This window comes from Rhizobium sp. CF122 (genome assembly GCF_000282035.1).
Lineage (GTDB): Bacteria > Pseudomonadota > Alphaproteobacteria > Rhizobiales > Rhizobiaceae > Rhizobium.
The window spans coordinates 54,071-71,270 of sequence record NZ_AKKA01000079.1; the positions used below are offsets into that span (position 1 = coordinate 54,071).

At 56.7% G+C, this 17,200-nt stretch carries 16 protein-coding genes; 8 read left to right on the top strand and 8 right to left on the bottom strand.

Annotated features, from left to right (window positions below):
• Positions 1–27: 27 nt before the first annotated feature.
• From dnaQ to PMI09_RS19190, 5 genes are read right to left on the bottom strand one after another with little or no spacing between them, the layout of a single operon-like run.
• Positions 28–735: a DNA polymerase III subunit epsilon gene (gene dnaQ, locus PMI09_RS19170; RefSeq protein WP_007798123.1), complete on the bottom strand. Its 708-nt coding sequence runs from the start codon at positions 733–735 to the stop codon at positions 28–30.
• On the bottom strand, positions 728–1,339 hold the full coding sequence (gene coaE / locus PMI09_RS19175; protein WP_007798126.1) for a dephospho-CoA kinase: 612 nt from the start codon (positions 1,337–1,339) through the stop codon (positions 728–730). Before coaE ends, dnaQ begins: the two co-directional genes overlap by 8 nt.
• On the bottom strand, positions 1,339–2,196 hold the full coding sequence (locus PMI09_RS19180; protein ID WP_007798129.1) for a shikimate dehydrogenase: 858 nt from the start codon (positions 2,194–2,196) through the stop codon (positions 1,339–1,341). Before PMI09_RS19180 ends, coaE begins: the two co-directional genes overlap by 1 nt.
• Positions 2,189–2,788 carry a Maf-like protein gene (locus PMI09_RS19185; RefSeq protein ID WP_007798131.1) on the bottom strand — a complete coding sequence of 200 codons (600 nt, stop codon included), beginning with the start codon at positions 2,786–2,788 and terminating at the stop codon, positions 2,189–2,191. The genes PMI09_RS19180 and PMI09_RS19185 overlap by 8 nt, the downstream gene beginning before the upstream one ends.
• Positions 2,789–2,819: 31 nt before the next feature.
• Positions 2,820–3,641, bottom strand: coding sequence for a pyruvate, water dikinase regulatory protein (locus PMI09_RS19190; protein ID WP_007798135.1), 822 nt, complete (start codon positions 3,639–3,641; stop codon positions 2,820–2,822).
• A 402-nt stretch (positions 3,642–4,043) separates the two neighbouring features.
• Between PMI09_RS19190 and hemE the strand changes: the two genes are divergently transcribed.
• The 8 genes from hemE to PMI09_RS19230 all read left to right on the top strand — a co-directional run bounded on the left by hemE (position 4,044) and on the right by PMI09_RS19230 (position 12,839).
• Entirely contained in the window at positions 4,044–5,078 is a 1,035-nt protein-coding gene (gene hemE, locus PMI09_RS19195) for a uroporphyrinogen decarboxylase (RefSeq protein WP_193385408.1), read from the top strand.
• Between the two features lie 3 nt (positions 5,079–5,081).
• Complete coding sequence (hemJ, locus tag PMI09_RS19200; RefSeq protein ID WP_007798141.1) at positions 5,082–5,618, top strand: protoporphyrinogen oxidase HemJ; 537 nt, start codon at positions 5,082–5,084, stop codon at positions 5,616–5,618.
• A 190-nt stretch (positions 5,619–5,808) separates the two neighbouring features.
• A complete protein-coding gene (gene rho, locus PMI09_RS19205) occupies positions 5,809–7,074 on the top strand; it encodes a transcription termination factor Rho (RefSeq protein ID WP_085990693.1) in 1,266 nt (421 codons plus the stop codon).
• A 95-nt stretch (positions 7,075–7,169) separates the two neighbouring features.
• Positions 7,170–8,483: a tRNA uridine-5-carboxymethylaminomethyl(34) synthesis GTPase MnmE gene (gene mnmE / locus PMI09_RS19210; protein ID WP_007798147.1), complete on the top strand. Its 1,314-nt coding sequence runs from the start codon at positions 7,170–7,172 to the stop codon at positions 8,481–8,483.
• Between the two features lie 105 nt (positions 8,484–8,588).
• Complete coding sequence (gene mnmG / locus PMI09_RS19215) at positions 8,589–10,463, top strand: tRNA uridine-5-carboxymethylaminomethyl(34) synthesis enzyme MnmG (protein WP_007798150.1); 1,875 nt, start codon at positions 8,589–8,591, stop codon at positions 10,461–10,463.
• 34 nt (positions 10,464–10,497) lie between these two features.
• On the top strand, positions 10,498–11,115 hold the full coding sequence (gene rsmG, locus PMI09_RS19220; RefSeq protein WP_007798153.1) for a 16S rRNA (guanine(527)-N(7))-methyltransferase RsmG: 618 nt from the start codon (positions 10,498–10,500) through the stop codon (positions 11,113–11,115).
• Between the two features lie 17 nt (positions 11,116–11,132).
• Positions 11,133–11,927: a ParA family protein gene (locus PMI09_RS19225; RefSeq protein ID WP_007798156.1), complete on the top strand. Its 795-nt coding sequence runs from the start codon at positions 11,133–11,135 to the stop codon at positions 11,925–11,927.
• A 27-nt stretch (positions 11,928–11,954) separates the two neighbouring features.
• On the top strand, positions 11,955–12,839 hold the full coding sequence (locus tag PMI09_RS19230; protein ID WP_007798158.1) for a ParB/RepB/Spo0J family partition protein: 885 nt from the start codon (positions 11,955–11,957) through the stop codon (positions 12,837–12,839).
• 6 nt (positions 12,840–12,845) lie between these two features.
• Here PMI09_RS19230 and holA read toward each other — a convergent pair whose 3' ends face one another.
• Genes holA through leuS form a run of 3 tightly spaced genes read right to left on the bottom strand, consistent with a single transcriptional unit; the run spans position 12,846 to position 17,033 of the window.
• Positions 12,846–13,880 (bottom strand): DNA polymerase III subunit delta, encoded by a 1,035-nt coding sequence (gene holA / locus PMI09_RS19235; RefSeq protein ID WP_007798160.1) that lies wholly within the window; start codon positions 13,878–13,880, stop codon positions 12,846–12,848.
• 11 nt (positions 13,881–13,891) lie between these two features.
• Positions 13,892–14,413, bottom strand: a complete 522-nt coding sequence (gene lptE / locus PMI09_RS19240) for an LPS assembly lipoprotein LptE (protein ID WP_007798162.1) — start codon at positions 14,411–14,413, stop codon at positions 13,892–13,894.
• Complete coding sequence (leuS, locus tag PMI09_RS19245) at positions 14,403–17,033, bottom strand: leucine--tRNA ligase (protein WP_007798165.1); 2,631 nt, start codon at positions 17,031–17,033, stop codon at positions 14,403–14,405. The genes lptE and leuS overlap by 11 nt, the downstream gene beginning before the upstream one ends.
• Between the last annotated feature and the right edge of the window lie 167 nt (positions 17,034–17,200).

Here is a 17,200-nt window from a genome sequence, read left to right on the forward strand (position 1 = left end):
CGATGCCCGGGTCACGACCGGGCATTTTTAGTTTGTGAGATCGTATTTTCCCCAAACACCCTTCGCGCCGAGTTTGGCAATCAGTGCGTCATGGGCTTGCTGCTCGGCTTCGCTGAGGCGTGGCGCAAGGGGCCGCGGCCGTTCGAGCGCGATGATGATCTCTTCGACCACTATTTCCTGCCCGGCCGAGTTGCTTGCGGCGTTTCCTAGCACAAGTGCGGCCTGGCGTCCGCCGATCATCTCGATGTAGACATCGGCAAGCAGTTCAGAGTCGAGAAGCGCGCCGTGCTTCGTACGATGCGCATTGTCGATGCCATAGCGACGGCAAAGCGCGTCGAGTGAATTGGGGCCCATCGGATGCTTGCGGCGCGCCATTGACAGCGTGTCGAGCACGCGGTCGGGCAGGATCGGCGGCAAATCAAGTCGGGCTAATTCCGCGTTTATAAAGCCCATATCGAATGTGGCGTTATGCGCAATCCACTTCGCGTCGCCAAAGAAATCGATAATTTGCTGCGCAACGTCTGCGAATGAAGGCTTGTCCTTCAGGAATTCATCGGTGATGCCGTGCACGGCAAGCGCGTCCGGGTGCACCTTCTGGTCGCCCGGATTCATGTAGATGTGGATCGTATTGCCGGTCGGGAAATGATTGAAAAGCTCAATACCACCGATCTCGATAATCCGGTCTACGCGGTTATCCAGCCCCGTGGTTTCCGTATCGAAAATGATCTCACGCATTCAGGAATTCCCCACTGGCGAGCCGCCGTCTCAAATCCGAGATAATCTCCGCGACCCGTTTTCTGGCCGTTTCGATGCTGTGTCCGGTATCGATCACATAGTCGGCCCTTGCCCGCTTTTCGACGTCCGGCGTTTGGCGGGCAAGAATCATGTTGAATTTTTCCACTGTCATACCCGGCCGCGCAAGTACGCGCTCCCGCTGTATCTGTGGATCACAGCTGACGACCACGATAACATCGACCCTGCTCTCGGCTCCCGTTTCGAACAATAGCGGGATATCGAGCAGCACCATCCCTGAGCCGCGTTGCTGCTCGCGTTCGATGAACTCCGCCTCACGCTTTCTCACAAGCGGGTGGACGATGGCTTCAAGGCGCTTGAACCCATCAGGACTTCCAGTCAGCTGGCGACCGAGTTCCTGGCGATCGACAGCACCGTTCTTCATTGTTCCGGGAAAGGCAGCGTCGACCAGGGGCGCTGCCTCCCCTGCATAGAGATCATGGACGACGGCATCGGAATCATTCACAGGCACTCCCGCTTCCGCGAAGAGCTTTGCCATTGTTGATTTGCCCATCCCAATCGAGCCGGTCAATCCGATCCGTAACATCAGTGCTTGTCCATGTCCTCGATAACGAGCGTGCGTAGCTTCTCGTCGACCTTGGGGCGATGCCCGAACCACTTCTCGAAGCCAGGAACGGCTTGATGCAATAGCATGCCTAGTCCGTCGACAACGGCAAATCCTTGCTGCTCGGCTTGCATAAGGAAGGGCGTCTTTAGAGGGACATAGACGATATCGGTTACGACAGCATCCGAGAGCAGCGGCGAAAAATCGATCCGTGGGGCATCCTCGCCGTCCATGCCCAATGAGGTCGTGTTGACGAAAAGGCCGGCACCGCGCATGACTTCCGACAAAGCCGCCATCGAATGCGCATTTACGCTCGGCCCAAACCGATCCGCCAATTCCTGAGCGCGCTCGACCGTCCTGTTGACCAGATGAATTTCCTTGACACCGCGATCGCGCAGAGCCTGGATGATGGCGCGGCTCGCGCCACCGGCACCGAGGACGACGGCCGACTGCGCCTTATCCCAGTGCGGATGTCGCTCATCCAGATTTGCGGTGAAGCCGCATCCATCCGTGTTCGTCGCCTTGAGCCGACCCTCCTCCATCCAAAGTGTATTGGACGCACCAAGCTCTTCGCAAAGTGCGTCCGGATCGTCAGCAAGTTTGAACGCCATTTCCTTGTGCGGGATGGTGACGTTGCCGCCTACGAAGTCGGAGGCGCCGCTCTTCAGCGACGCGACAAAGGCTGGAAAATCGGCCGGCGCAACTTCATGGGCGCGATAGGACCCTGGGAGTGCAAGTGTCTTCAACCAGTGGCCATGGATGAGAGGCGACCGGGAATGCTTGATGGGAAACCCCGTGACGAAGGCCCGAGGCCCAAATGTTTCACGTGAATCATCCATCAATGGCACCCAATTCTCTCAGTTTCTCCAACAACGGTAGCATCGGCAATCCCAGGATTGTAAAATAGTCGCCGTCGATCCGCGAAAACAATTGAAGCCCCTCTCCTTCGAGTTGGTAAGCGCCGACGCTCGCAAGCGCCTTCTCTCCGACGCGCTTCAAATGCCGCTGGATGAAATCGGCACCGAGCGAACGCATCGTAAGCTCTGCGTGTGAAACATGCTCCCAGACGATGTCGCCGTCGTAAGCGATCGCAATCGCGCTGTTCAGCCGGTGCGTCTTGCCCGACAGCACTCCAAGGTGGTTCGCGGCATCGGCCATGTCCTTAGGCTTATGAAAGGTCTGCGGGCCGAGCGACATCGTTTGATCCGAGCCGATCACAAGACAAGCCGGAAAGCGATCACTAACCTCCTTTGCCTTTGCCTTGGCAAGAACGAGGGCGACAGCATCAGGCGTGACACCTTCTCTTTCGAGAGGCGCTTCGACCGCACGCTCATCAATGTGAGCTGCATGGGCCTCGAATGCGAGACCAGCATTTTGCATCAGCATGCGGCGGAACGGACTTGAGGATGCGAGAATAAGCTTGGGTGTCATGGAGCCTCGAACAGATCTGCTGCGGCAGCGCTTAACGCAGCTTCGGACGGAGAGCAACAATTGCTGCCGCCGTCTCCTCGATGGAACGGCGGGTCACGTCGATGAGTGGCCAATTGTGCCGAGCACAGAGCGATCGAGCGTATTTGAGCTCCTCTGATATGGCGGCTCGGTCAGTGTATTGCCCTCGGTCGAAACCAGGCGTCGCTCCAAGAATGCGATTCTCGCGGACCTGAGAGATCCGATCGGTCGTGGCAATCAGGCAGACGATCAAAGGTTTGGTCGCGGCGAACAGGCTTTCCGGGAGCGGCACACCATGGACGACCGGAATATTGGCTGTCTTGATGCCACGATTCGCAAGGTAGATGCTGGTCGGCGTTTTCGACGTCCGACTGATGCCAATGATGACGACGTCAGCATCATTGTAGTCATCGGGCATCTGGCCGTCGTCATGATCCATCGTGAAGTTGAGTGCTTCGATACGCGCGAAGTAGCCTGCGTTCATCACGTGCTGCGCGCCAACGCGCCGACGCGACGGTGCACCGAGATAAATCTGGAATGCGTTCATGACAGGTTCGAGCACGTTCACTGACGCAACGCCCATCTCCGCGCAGCGTTGGTCAATGAGGGTCGCGAGCTCCCGGTCGACAATCGTGTAGAGAACGATACCTGGCTGACTGTCGATCGATTGGAGAACCTGCAAAAGCTGCTTGCGATTGCGAACGAGTGGGTAGACGTGCTCGATCGGCTGCGCGGACTTGAATTGTGCTGACGCCGCGCGCCCGGCGGAAATCAGCGTTTCGCCAGTCGAGTCAGAAATCAGATGCAGATGGAAGAAGTTCGTGCGGTTCTCCACGCTATTTTCCGTGGCCTGTTGAAAAGACTGGACAATGGAGAGCTAAGAGAGCCCGAGGGGGTTAGGCAAGGGAAAACATGTCACCTTTTCCACAAATCGAATTTCACGGGAGCCGACAACGCGGCCTGTTGGTTCAGTGGATAGCGATTGACAGTTCGACCACAATCTATGTCTTTTCCACAGTTCAACCGAACCTGCCGGATATCTTATCCGATTGGAATAATTTGCGTTTTCTGATTTATCCACGATTTCAGGCCAAGAGCCCGCCACTCAATTGCTGCGAACTTGCGGTGGCGCGACAAAAGGCTCCGGCAGTGGATTAATTTTAATCCTTGATAGAAACAGACTCTAAGAAATAGAAACCTTTTAAAATATCTTAGATTTTTTATAGGGAAGAAGCGCGTGGGTGAAAGCCGCCGGAAAATCATGAGGGTCTTGGATGGCGAAACCCTCAGCCCTCCTCCAATCTGGCTGATGAGACAGGCTGGACGATACCTTCCTGAGTACAGGGAAACGCGCGCGAAGGCCGGAAGCTTCCTTGATCTCTGTTATTCGCCTGAACATGCCGTGGAGGTCACTCTTCAGCCTATTCGCCGCTATGGCTTTGATGCGGCAATTCTCTTCTCTGACATCTTGGTGATTCCGGATGCGATGAAGCGGAACGTTCGCTTCACGGAGGGCCATGGACCGCAGATGGATCCCATCGACGAAGCGGGAATCTTCCGGATCAAGACCGACCATATCATCGATTATCTGCAGCCGGTCTTGGAAACGGTTGCGCGCCTGCGGAAGGAGCTATCGGGTGAAACGACCCTTCTCGGCTTCTGTGGTGCTCCGTGGACGGTTGCGACCTATATGATCGCTGGCCATGGCACGCCCGATCAGGCTCCCGCTCGCCTCTTTGCCTATAAGCATCCGAAGGCGTTCGAACATTTGCTTGCGGTCCTGGCCGAGGTGTCGGCCGACTATTTGATCGCGCAGATCGATGCAGGTGCAGATGCCGTACAGATCTTCGATTCCTGGGCTGGTGTTCTCGGCGAGCGGGAGTTCGAGGCGTTTGCGGTAAAGCCTGTGGCGCGGATGATCGCCTCCATCAAGGCGCGGCGACCGAACGCTCGGGTTATAGCCTTCGCTAAGGGAGCCGGGTTCCTGCTGAAGGACTACCGCCAGAAAACGAAGGCAGATGCGATCGGGCTTGATTGGTCGGTGCCCTTGGATTTTGCTGTAGAACTGCAAAAGGATGGAGCCGTACAAGGCAATCTCGATCCGATGCGCGTCGTTGCCGGCGGCGCGGCGCTCGAGGAGGGGGTCACCGACATCCTCGAGAAGCTTGGCGACGGTCCACTGATATTCAATCTTGGCCATGGAATTACTCCCCAGGCCGACCCTCAGAACGTCCAGCTGCTTGTCGAGCATGTTCGCAGCTGGAGCCGATAGCACATGGAAAAGCAGACAGATGAGAAGCCTGGCACTTATGCGCGCCGCCGTGCGCACTTTGCTATCCTGTTCTTCGGATTTCTGGCCGTGGGGCTATTTCTGTGGAATCCAAATGATCTCTATCTGTGGATCAAGGCGCTCCATATCATCGCAGTAATTTCGTGGATGGCCGGCCTCTTCTACATGCCGCGACTCTTCATTTATCATACCGACGCCGAGCCTGGCTCGACGCAGTCCGAGACCTTCAAGGTCATGGAACGTCGCTTGCTGAAGGTGATCATGAACCCGGCAATGATGCTTACCTGGATCTTTGGGCTCTATCTCACTTGGTCGGTCTACGGCTTTCAGGGTGGCTGGCTGCATGCGAAGATTGGTCTCGTTGTGCTCCTGACGGCTGTGCACGTCCTTTTTGCTCGCGCAGCCAGAGCGTTCGAGCGCGATGAGAACCGCCGGTCGGCGCGCTACTGGCGTTTCATGAATGAGGCGCCGACCCTATTGATGATCGCGATTGTTATTCTGGTAGTGGTCAAGCCGTTCTGATGGAAGGCCATTCGGTTAAATTTTGTTGATTTTAAGCAGCCCCCTTGCAGCGGTGAACCTTACTCGCTATTTTCGGTCCACCTCATCCTTGTGGCAGTATGTAAAGTTCGATCGTCTGCGATCCCTTCGCAGGACCGGTTACAGCCTCGACATCGCCTTCCCCCCAGAATTTAAGAGTAATGGTCACTTCATGGCTGAAATGAAGCTTCAAGAACTTAAGAGTAAGTCCCCGACGGATCTGCTGGCATTCGCCGAATCGCTCGAGGTCGAAAATGCGAGCACGATGCGCAAACAGGAATTGATGTTTGCAATCCTGAAGGTGCTCGCCAGCCAGGACGTAGAGATTATCGGTGAAGGCGTTGTGGAGGTTCTCCAGGACGGTTTTGGTTTCCTGCGGTCTGCCAACGCGAACTATCTTCCGGGCCCGGACGATATCTATATCTCACCATCGCAGATCCGCCGTTTCTCGCTGAAGACCGGCGACACAGTCGAAGGCCCGATCCGCGGGCCCAAGGAAGGCGAGCGCTACTTCGCGCTGCTGAAGGTCAACACCATCAATTTCGACGATCCCGAGAAGATTCGTCACAAGGTGCATTTCGATAACCTGACGCCGCTGTATCCGAATGAACGCTTCAGGATGGAATTGGATGTCCCCACCACCAAAGACCTGTCGCCGCGCGTCATCGATCTCGTGGCACCGCTTGGTAAGGGTCAGCGCGGCCTGATCGTCGCGCCGCCGCGCACCGGTAAGACCGTTCTCCTTCAGAACATTGCACACTCGATCACGGCGAATCATCCCGAGTGCTATCTCATTGTTCTTCTCATCGATGAACGCCCGGAAGAAGTCACGGACATGCAGCGTTCCGTTCGCGGCGAGGTCATATCCTCGACCTTTGACGAACCGGCTGTGCGCCACGTCCAGGTGGCCGAAATGGTCATCGAAAAGGCGAAGCGTCTCGTGGAACACGGCCGCGACGTTGTGATCCTGCTTGATTCGATCACGCGTCTGGGCCGCGCCTACAACACTGTTGTCCCGTCTTCCGGCAAGGTCCTCACGGGTGGTGTTGATGCGAACGCGCTGCAGCGCCCGAAGCGCTTCTTCGGCGCCGCGCGCAATATAGAAGAGGGCGGATCACTTACGATCATCGCAACGGCTCTTATCGATACCGGCAGCCGCATGGATGAAGTGATCTTCGAAGAGTTTAAGGGAACCGGAAACTCCGAAATCGTTCTCGACCGCAAGGTCGCCGACAAGCGTATCTTCCCGGCGATGGATATCCTGAAGTCCGGCACGCGTAAGGAAGACCTGCTGGTGCCGCGACAGGATCTTCAGAAGATCTTCGTGTTGCGTCGCATCCTCGCCCCGATGGGAACGACCGACGCGATCGAGTTCCTGATCGACAAACTGAAACAGACGAAGAACAATCCGGACTTCTTCGATTCTATGAATACATAATCCTTAGCCGGATTCTTCGATAAAGCCGGCCACCGCTGTGGCCGGCTTTCCTATTTGAACGAACGTTCTCTTCAGCCTTGAACTGGAGGGGGAAGATGATGCCCAACAAGGAAACGATATTCGCTCTGTCGAGCGGCGCTGTTCCGGCGGGTCTAGCCGTCGTGCGAATCAGCGGAGAGGACGTGCCAGCTGTGCTTGCCGCTCTCATTGGGGAACTGCCGACCTCGCGGCAGGCAGTACTGCGATCGATTCGGACTCGTAATGGTCTCGTGATCGACACCGGCCTCGTCCTGTTCTTCCCGGCACCGCATTCCTTTACTGGTGAAAATGTTGCTGAACTTCATCTTCATGGTGGTCGTGCGGTTGTCGACGCTCTGTACCGCGAACTCGCAGAACTCCCAAATTTGCGACCCGCAGCAGCAGGAGAATTCTCGCGGCGTGCCTTTGAAAATGGGAAGCTGGATCTGATCGAGGTCGAGGGCCTGGCAGATCTCATTGCTGCCGAAACGGAGATGCAGCGACGTCTTGCTGTCGAGCAGAGCTCCGGAGGCCTATCTTCCATTTACTATGGCTGGTCAGAAAGACTGACACGCGCACGTGCATTGATCGAGGCTGAGCTTGATTTTCCCGATGAGGAAGATGTTCCGGGTTCAGTATCCGATCAGGTCTGGGCGGATGTGTCGAGCTTGGCAGAGGAGCTCGCCAGCCACCTTGAGCAGCTGGAAGCTGGTGAGATTATCCGTGATGGTTTCAAAGTCGTCATTGCAGGCAGGCCGAATGCCGGCAAGTCCAGCCTCATGAATGCCTTGGCTAAGCGCGATGTTGCGATCGTCACCGACATCGCCGGTACGACCAGAGATGTCCTGCAAGTCGATTTGAGTATGGACGGGTACCTTGTCAAACTCTACGACACTGCTGGTCTTCGCGACACGGATGAGATCGTCGAACGTGAGGGTATTCGGAGGGCCGAGAAGATCATCACAGAAGCGGACCTGTTGATCTTTGTCGAAGACCTATCAACAGACACTGGGACGGACGAGCCACCAGAAAGCGCTGTATTGGTGGGCACGAAATCTGATCTATCTCGCCGAAGTATGAGAGAATACGATCTCCTGATCTCGACCGAAGTTGGGACCGGACTGGACGCACTTCGGGGTCTGATTGTGCAACGTCTGAAGCAAAAGGTGCATCCTCAGTCCATGGCCATCCCGAGCCGGGCACGCCATAGGGAGGCGCTTGAAAGGTCATTGGCGGCTCTGCGAGCGTCTCTTCTTGCCCCAAACCGTGGTTTGGATCTCCGGGCGGAGGATCTGCGCGCGGCTGGCGATGCTTTGGGACGCGTTACCGGACGTGTCGATGTCGAGAACCTCCTTGATGTCATCTTCGGTGAATTCTGCATCGGAAAATGATTCACGTGAAACATCCGAATCGCGACCAGTCGCGGGTTTCACGTGAAACGCCTTGACTCGCCGGGCGACATCGCGCATCACCTGACGATCTCAGGAGCTTGAAGAATGGATACCTCACGGTTCGATGTCATCGTCATCGGCGGCGGGCACGCTGGATGCGAAGCGGCGGCCGCGGCCGCGCGTCTTGGCGCTAAGACTGCCTTGGTGACCCATCGACGCGACACCATTGGAGTTATGTCGTGCAATCCAGCAATCGGCGGGCTTGGAAAGGGTCACCTCGTTCGAGAGATCGACGCTATGGATGGGCTCATGGGTCGTATGGCTGATGCGGCTGGTATTCAGTTTCGGATGCTAAACCGGAAGAAGGGTCCGGCCGTTCAAGGTCCTCGCACGCAAGCCGATCGTAAGCTTTATCGCCAGGCCATGCTCGCTGAGATTGAGAGCATTGAGAATCTGACCATCATCGAAGGCGATGCGTTCGATGTATCCATCAAGAATGGGCGGGTTGCGGCTGTTGTGATGAAAGATAGCCGGATTCTTTCATGCGGATCGGTTGTATTAACGACAGGTACGTTCTTGCGAGGCCTCATTCATATCGGTGATCAGAAGATTCCGGCCGGCCGCATCGGTGAGGAACCATCCATTGGGCTTTCCCAAACACTTTTGAGCCTTGGTCTTCGGTTGGGACGTCTAAAGACCGGCACGCCAGCGCGGCTCGATGGAGCTACCATCGATTGGCAGAATGTCGGCCGTCAGGGCGCTGACGAAGAGCCTGTCCCCTTCTCGTTCATCACTGACCGAATTGTGAATCCGCAAATCGAATGCGGCGTGACGCGGACGACCGAAGCGACTCACCGCATTATCATCGAGAATTTGCAGCGCTCCGCAATGTATTCCGGGCAGATTGAGGGTGTCGGCCCGCGCTATTGCCCATCCATCGAGGACAAGCTGGTCAAGTTCGGCGAGCGCGACGGGCATCAGGTCTTTCTTGAACCTGAGGGGCTTGACGATAGCACCGTTTATCCTAACGGCATCTCGACGTCCCTGCCCGCCGAAATCCAGGACGTATTTATTCGCACGATTCCCGGGCTTGAGCGGGTGGTGATTCTGCAGCCTGGTTATGCGATTGAGTACGATCACGTCGATCCGCGGGAGCTGAAACCAACGCTCGAAGTTAAGAAGATGCCGGGACTCTTTCTTGCCGGACAGATCAATGGAACCACTGGCTACGAGGAAGCGGCGGCTCAGGGTCTTGTTGCTGGTATTAACGCGGCGCGGCTTGCAGGGGACCAGGACGAGGTTCGTTTCAGTAGGACGGATTCGTACATCGGCGTGATGATCGACGACTTGACCTCACGCGGTGTTGCCGAGCCCTACCGGATGTTTACTTCTCGCGCCGAGTATCGCCTGTCGCTGAGAGCTGACAATGCCGATGTTCGCTTAACTCCTTTGGCGATACAAATTGGCGCCGCCTCCGCGGGGCGACGGAATCGTTTCCAGGCGTATCGCGATGCGTTGGACGCAGGGCGCGCCAGATTGAAAGCCCTCTCAGTGACGCCACGCGAAGCTGCGGACTTTGGTCTAAAACTCAACCAGGACGGTCAGCGACGATCGGCCTACGATCTTCTCTCCTATCCCGATTTTGGCCTTCAGGATCTCAAGCAGGTTTGGCCGGTGTTGGGCGAGATGGACGGTCGGGTGGCAGAAGCCCTGGAGATAGAAGCAAGCTACGCCGTTTACATGCAGCGACAATCAGCCGACATCGCGCAAGTGAAGCGAGATGAGGATCGGGTGATACCGGGTGACTTCGACTTCGGCGCGCTTTCTGGCCTATCCAACGAGCTCAAGCAGAAGCTCCGTATTGCTCGCCCTTATGATGTAGCGCAGGCAGCGAAGATCGACGGGATGACGCCCGCTGCCATTTCGTTGTTGCTCGTCCACTTGCGGCGCGGCGCTATGGACGTTGCGGCTTCCGCCTGAAGATCGTCTTATTACAATCTACGAGAGTCCTACAATGCAGCTGAACGGTCGACGTGTTTCACGTGAAACACAGGGGCGTCTCGAACACTTCGTGGCCCTCTTTCAAAAATGGGCGAGATCGATCAACTTGACAGCGCCGTCGACGCTAGATGATGCGTGGGGCCGGCACGTCGCCGACTCGGCTCAGATCTTCCAGATCCAGTCGGCGCCTCTTACCTGGATTGACCTAGGCAGCGGGGGTGGCTTTCCGGGGATTGTCACAGCCATCATGCTGGCCGAGCTGGACGGAGGTTGGGTTCATCTTGTCGAGAGCAATCACAAGAAGGCAGCATTCTTGCGCACCGCACTCCGCGAAACCGGCGGCAGGGGCACCGTTCACGCGGTTCGGATCGAAGATGCTCCGTCAATTGTCGGGGACTGTGATTTTGTTTCCGCACGTGCGCTCGCCGACCTTGGAAAGCTACTGGGCTATATTGAACCGTGGTCGAAACGGAACATAACTCTTCGAGCCTATCTTCATAAAGGCCGGGATTACCGACGCGAGTTGGATCAAGCGCATGGTAGCTGGAGATTCGATCTGCTAGAACATAAGAGCGCTGTCGAGCAGGATTCTGTCATTTTGGAGATCTTCAACCTCCAGCGCGTGGCTTAACAGATCGGGCTTTGGCTATGGCTGGCGAACGAAATCGGATAATCACCATTGCAAATCAGAAGGGCGGCGTTGGCAAGACCACGACGGCGATCAATCTGGCGACGGCACTTGCTGCAATCGGTGAGCGGGTATTGATTGTAGACCTCGATCCTCAGGGCAACGCCAGCACCGGTTTGGGGATTGATCGCAAGCATCGCCGGCTATCTTCCTATGATTTGTTGCTGGGAGAATATGGAATAGAGGAGGTTTCGCAGGAAACTGCTGTTCCAAATCTCCACATCGTGCCATCGACGATGGACCTACTCGGGATCGAGATGGAGATCGCAAGCCAGAGCGACCGTGTTTTCAAGTTGAAGAAGGCACTAGCAAAAGAAGCAACTTTCCGCTTTTCCTATATTCTCGTGGATTGCCCGCCGTCTTTCAATCTGCTCACCATGAATGCCATGGCAGCCGCGCATTCCGTGCTTGTGCCGTTGCAATGCGAGTTTTTTGCGTTAGAGGGTTTGAGTCAGCTACTCGAAACCGTCGAACAAGTTCGGCGCACGGTCAACCCACAGCTTGATATCCAGGGAATTGTGCTGACGATGTTTGATTCTCGCAACAATCTGGCGCAACAAGTTGTTAACGATGTCCGCATGCATCTCGGTGAGAAAGTCTACCATACGTTGATTCCGCGGAACGTTCGCGTTTCAGAGGCGCCATCCTACGGCAAGCCGGCGATTCTGTACGATCTGAAGTGCGCGGGGAGTCAGGCATATCTCCAGTTGGCGTCAGAGGTTATTCAACGCGAACGCCAACGTCTCGCGGCGTGATTTAAGGAAACTATAGCGAGTTAAGACATGAACGATGACGTCTCGAAGAGAAGACTTGGCCGTGGCCTAGCTGCATTAATCGGTGAGATGGATCAGCCGATGCCGGTTGATGCCCCAAATCGCGGAGTGAGTGCCGATCAAATGGTGCCCATCGAGTTCGTCGGTCGCAATCCGCGCAATCCTCGACGGTTCTTCGATGACGGCGAATTGCACGAGCTTGCGAGCTCGATCCGGCAGCATGGTATCGTTCAGCCCGTTGTAGTCCGCACGTTGGCGAGTAGCCAGTTCGAGATCATAGCCGGCGAAAGACGGTGGCGCGCGGCGCAGCTTGCTGGCTTGATCGAGATTCCTGTCATCGTGCGTGATGTCGATGACAAAACCGCTCTCGAGATCGCGATTGTCGAAAACGTTCAGCGCTCCGACCTCAATCCGTTGGAAGAGGCGCTCGGCTACGAGCAACTTATGGCGGAATATGGCTATACCCAGAACGACCTTGGCGAAATCATCGGCAAGAGCCGCAGCCATGTGGCGAATTCACTGCGTCTTTTGAAGCTGCCAGAGCCTGTTCGAGACCTCCTGGCCGCCGGAACTCTCTCTGCTGGTCATGCCCGAGCGCTGGTGCCGACCTCTGACCCGACCGCGCTCGCCCGCACGATAGTATCAAAAGGCATGTCGGTGCGCGACGCCGAGCGTTTGGCTCAAAACGATATCAAGGCGCAGTCCGAACCGAGACCCCTGGCGCATCAAAAGGATCAGAAGGATTCAGACACGCTCGCCTTGGAACGGACCCTATCCGATGCACTCGGCCTTGATGTGACGATCAATCATAAAGCAAGCGGTGGTCAGATCAGGATATCCTATAAGTCCCTGGAACAGCTAGAAGAAATCTGCCGTCTTCTGGAGCGTCGCTGAGAGTAATTACCGGCGCGCCGATTGGAGTGTGGTCGAAAGCAGCGTCTGGAGTGCGACGCTGTCTTCTAGGGACGCACGCTTGCGAGTCTGCAGGATAGTGGCCTGCAGACGATTGGCTTCTCGTGCTAGGGCGTCTGCGGACCAAGTTCGAAGTGCTTGCTCGATGATCGGTTTTCGTCGAAAATGCAGATGACGGCCCAGCGTCTGCATGACCTGCGCGGCCGGCAATCGCTTCTCTTCCATTTCCGTCTTCATGGCATCCAGCAACTGAAATTGCTTCAGGCAGGCCTGTATAACGAGAAACACCGCGGTCTTGGACGATATGATCTTCTGCATCGCGTTCAGGAAGCTGGTCGGATTGCCGCTCAGCACCGCATCGACGGCATCGTCCACTGAGATTGCGCTGGCGTCGCCTATAATTTCCGTAACGTGATGCTCTTCGATCGTCGATTTACCACGGCAATAGAGCGCAAGCTTTCGCAGTTCGTTGCGAGAGGCAATCCGATCCCCGCCAATAAGCACCAGTAAGGCTTGTCGTGCAGCTGGCGTGATGGCGATGCCTGCGTTCGAAAGTTCGCTGTCTATCAAGCTGTTAAGCGCGCGAGCATCGTCGGAATAGCAGGGTACTGCCACGATATTGCGCGCTGTCTCGGCGCCTTTCCGCAGCAGCGAACCCTTCTTGAGGTCACCAGCTTCTATGATAACGAATGTGCCTTCCGGCATGCTCGCGGAAAGAGTCTGCAGGGAATCGACGAGATATTTTTCGTTGGCTGCTCCACGGATCCAGACTAGTTTGTCCCCTCCGAAAAGGCCGATCGCGCCAGTCTCGTCCAGGAGACGTCCCTGGTCCCGCTGCAAGTCGGCGATGTCGAGCTTGATCAGCGAAAAAGGATCCGTGAGCGAAACGCCTGTCTTGGCAGCAAGAAGGGTTGCGCGCTCCGAGACAAGGCCACGATCCGGCCCATAGATCACGAAGAGCCGGTAGTTGCGGGCGGATCGCTCAAGAAAGCTTTCAAACTCATGCGATTTGATTTCCGCCATGCATCCGCTCCTCAGCGGCCAAGCGCAGCCGCAATATCGGCACCAACAAACTCGGCAGCCTGCCGCGCGGCGCGGTTCTCGGCGTCGCGAATAGCGCGCTGTTTAGCAAATTCCTGGCCGGGGAAGTCGAGCAGGGCGGTGGCATAGCGATTGCCGGCCTTGATGACATGACCATCTTTCGTCGACTTCAGGGTGTAGTCAACGCTGACAGTTGCACGTCCGGCTAGCGACTCATCTGACGACGCGACAAGCAGAGTGCTAATGACATTCGACCGAACGCTGAGCTCTACCTTGTAGTCCGGGTTCGCGGGCTCGCCGGCGCCGCGTGAAGCGATAAAGATCAGTCGATTGCGAACTTCCTGCCCGACACGGCTCGTTGCTTCCGAGAAGCCGACAGACGCGAGTTTACCCGCGACGCCGGAGCTTTCGGAATAGAGGGGGCGAACCTGGCAGGATGCAAGAAAGGCCGCGGATGCAAGGATTGCGGCAATGCCTGAGCCGCGCAGCAGCTTAAAAGCGATATCAAACGACAATGTTCACAATCCTTTGCGGAACCACGATGATCTTCTTAGGCGTCTGACCGTTCAGAGCCTTCTTGATCTCATCCAATGCAAGCACACCCTCGGTGACGGCATTCTGATCTGCGTCGCGAGAAATTGTCAATTCGGCGCGCTTCTTGCCGTTGATCTGAACCGGCAAAATCAAATCGTTTTCAACGACAAGGGTCTCGTCATAACGTGGCCAATCCGTGTGTGCCAGCAATGCGCCGTTGCCCAGCGCTGCCCAGCACTCCTCCGCCAAATGCGGTGTCATCGGCGCTACTAACTGGATAAGTATCTCTGCAGCGTCGCGTACGGCGGCGCGATACGTCCGATCGCCCTCCCCCGCGCCTACACGGGTCAAAGGTGATGCCAGGGCATTGACGAGCTCGTAGATCCGCGCGACGGCCTTGTTGAACCAGAGACGATCGTAGTCATTCTGCACGGCCTTCAAGGTTTTGTGCGCGACCTGGGAGATAGCCTGAGCTTCCCCATCCTTAGCCGGAGTCGGAGCAACATTGCGAAGGTTGTCCGACGCCTCGGCAATTAGTCGCCACAGACGCTGCGTAAACCGGTGAGCGCCCTCGACCCCTGCTTCCGACCAGATAACGTCCCGCTCCGGTGGCGAATCCGAAAGCACGAAGAAGCGCGCAGTGTCTGCGCCGTAAGAGGCGATGATATCGTCCGGATCGACGACATTCTTCTTCGACTTCGACATCTTCTCGATCGATCCGATAGCGACTTCTTCGCCGTTGGAGAGGTGATAGGCGCGGCGTTTTCCGTCCAGTTCCTCGATGCGAATGTCTGCCGGTGCGACCCACTCGCGGCTCATACCGGTACCGCGGCTGTATGTCTCGTGCACGACCATGCCCTGCGTGAAGAGGCCCTTAAAAGGTTCCTTCACATCGACATGGCCTGTCTCGCGCATTGCTCGGGTGAAGAAGCGCGAATAGAGCAGGTGCAAGATCGCGTGCTCGATACCACCGATGTACTGGTCGACCGGCAGCCACCGATTGGCAGCGCTCGGGTCAGTCGGCTTGCCTTCCCAAGGCGCAGTAAAGCGCGTGAAATACCAGCTGGAATCGACAAAAGTGTCCATTGTGTCGGTTTCCCGTCGTGCATCCTTGCCGCACTGCGGGCAGGCGACATGCCGCCATGTTGGATGACGATCAAGCGGATTGCCGGGCTGGTCGAAGGTTACGTCCTCCGGCAGCTTTACCGGCAGGTCCTTCTTCGGAACGGGAACAACGCCGCAGTCATCGCAATGGATCACCGGGATCGGGCAGCCCCAGTAGCGCTGGCGCGAGATGCCCCAATCACGCAAGCGGAAGTTAACCTTGCGCTCGCCCTGGGGAGCGTTCCCAAGCGTCATCGATGACAAACGGTCAGCGACAAGATCAAATGCCTCGTTGGTGGTCTTGCCGTCGAGGAAGCGCGAGTTGATCATCACGCCGTCGCCGTCATAGGCAACATCACCAATGCTGAACGTCGCAGCATCTCCATCTGCCGGCATGACGACCGGAACGACGGGCAAATCGTACTTGCGTGCGAAATCAAGGTCCCGCTGATCGCCTGACGGGCAGCCAAAAATGGCGCCAGTCCCGTAGTCCATGAGGACGAAGTTTGCGATGTAAACAGGCAGTTCCCACGAAGGATCAAGTGGATGCCTTACCCGTATGCCGGTGTCGATTCCCTTCTTCTCCGCAGTTTCCAGCGCGGCAAGCGAGGTGCCGGCGCGGCGGCATTCTTCGCAGAAGGCATCGATGGCCGGACTCTTCGCTGCGGCATCCTTTGCCAGTGGATGGTCAGCCGCGATCGCCAGGAACGAGGCGCCGAACAGCGTGTCCGGGCGCGTCGTATAGACCTCGATCTCGGTTTCTCCGGCCGGCGCGGTCTCCTGAACGATCTCCCAGCGGAGCATCATGCCTTCGGAGCGGCCGATCCAGTTCTTCTGCATCAGCCGGACCTTTTCAGGCCATTGATCAAGCGTGTCCAACGCCTCGAGCAGGTCCTGGCTGAAGTCGGTGATCTTGAAGAACCACTGCGTCAATTCGCGTTGTTCGACGAGTGCGCCCGAACGCCAGCCGCGTCCGTCGATAACCTGTTCGTTGGCCAGAACAGTGTTGTCGACCGGATCCCAATTCACCTTTGACTGCTTGCGATAGACGAGCCCCTTCTCGAGGAAATCCAGGAAAAGATGCTGTTGATGCTGGTAGTAGGCAACATCGCAGGTTGCGAACTCGCGCCTCCAATCCAGTGATAGGCCCATCGCCTTCAACTGAGACTTCATCGACGCGATATTCTGGTAGGTCCAGGAAGCCGGATGGACGCCGCGCTCCATTGCTGCATTCTCGGCCGGCATGCCAAAGGCGTCCCACCCCATGGGATGCAGCACGTTATAGCCGCGAGCGCGCTTGTAGCGAGCTACGACGTCACCCATCGCGTAGTTTCGCACATGGCCCATGTGGATGCGACCGGATGGATACGGAAACATTTCAAGGACGTAATACTTCTCGCGCGGATCGCTGTTGTCGGTCTCGAAGACCTTCGCTTCGTTCCATTTCTGCTGCCAGTGAGGTTCAGCATCGCGCGGGTTATAACGTTCGGTTGCCATGGTACTCGTATTTCCGAAAAATCAGGGGAAGTTGGTGGTGACCTTCACCATGAAACCACCGTAGCGTCAAGTTTTACGGGTGCGGCAAGCGTCCGATCTCGGTCTGCCGTCCACGATTTCGGGCGTGTGGGGCCTTGGCAAGCACAGCCCGGGCGTTTAGTGCATTG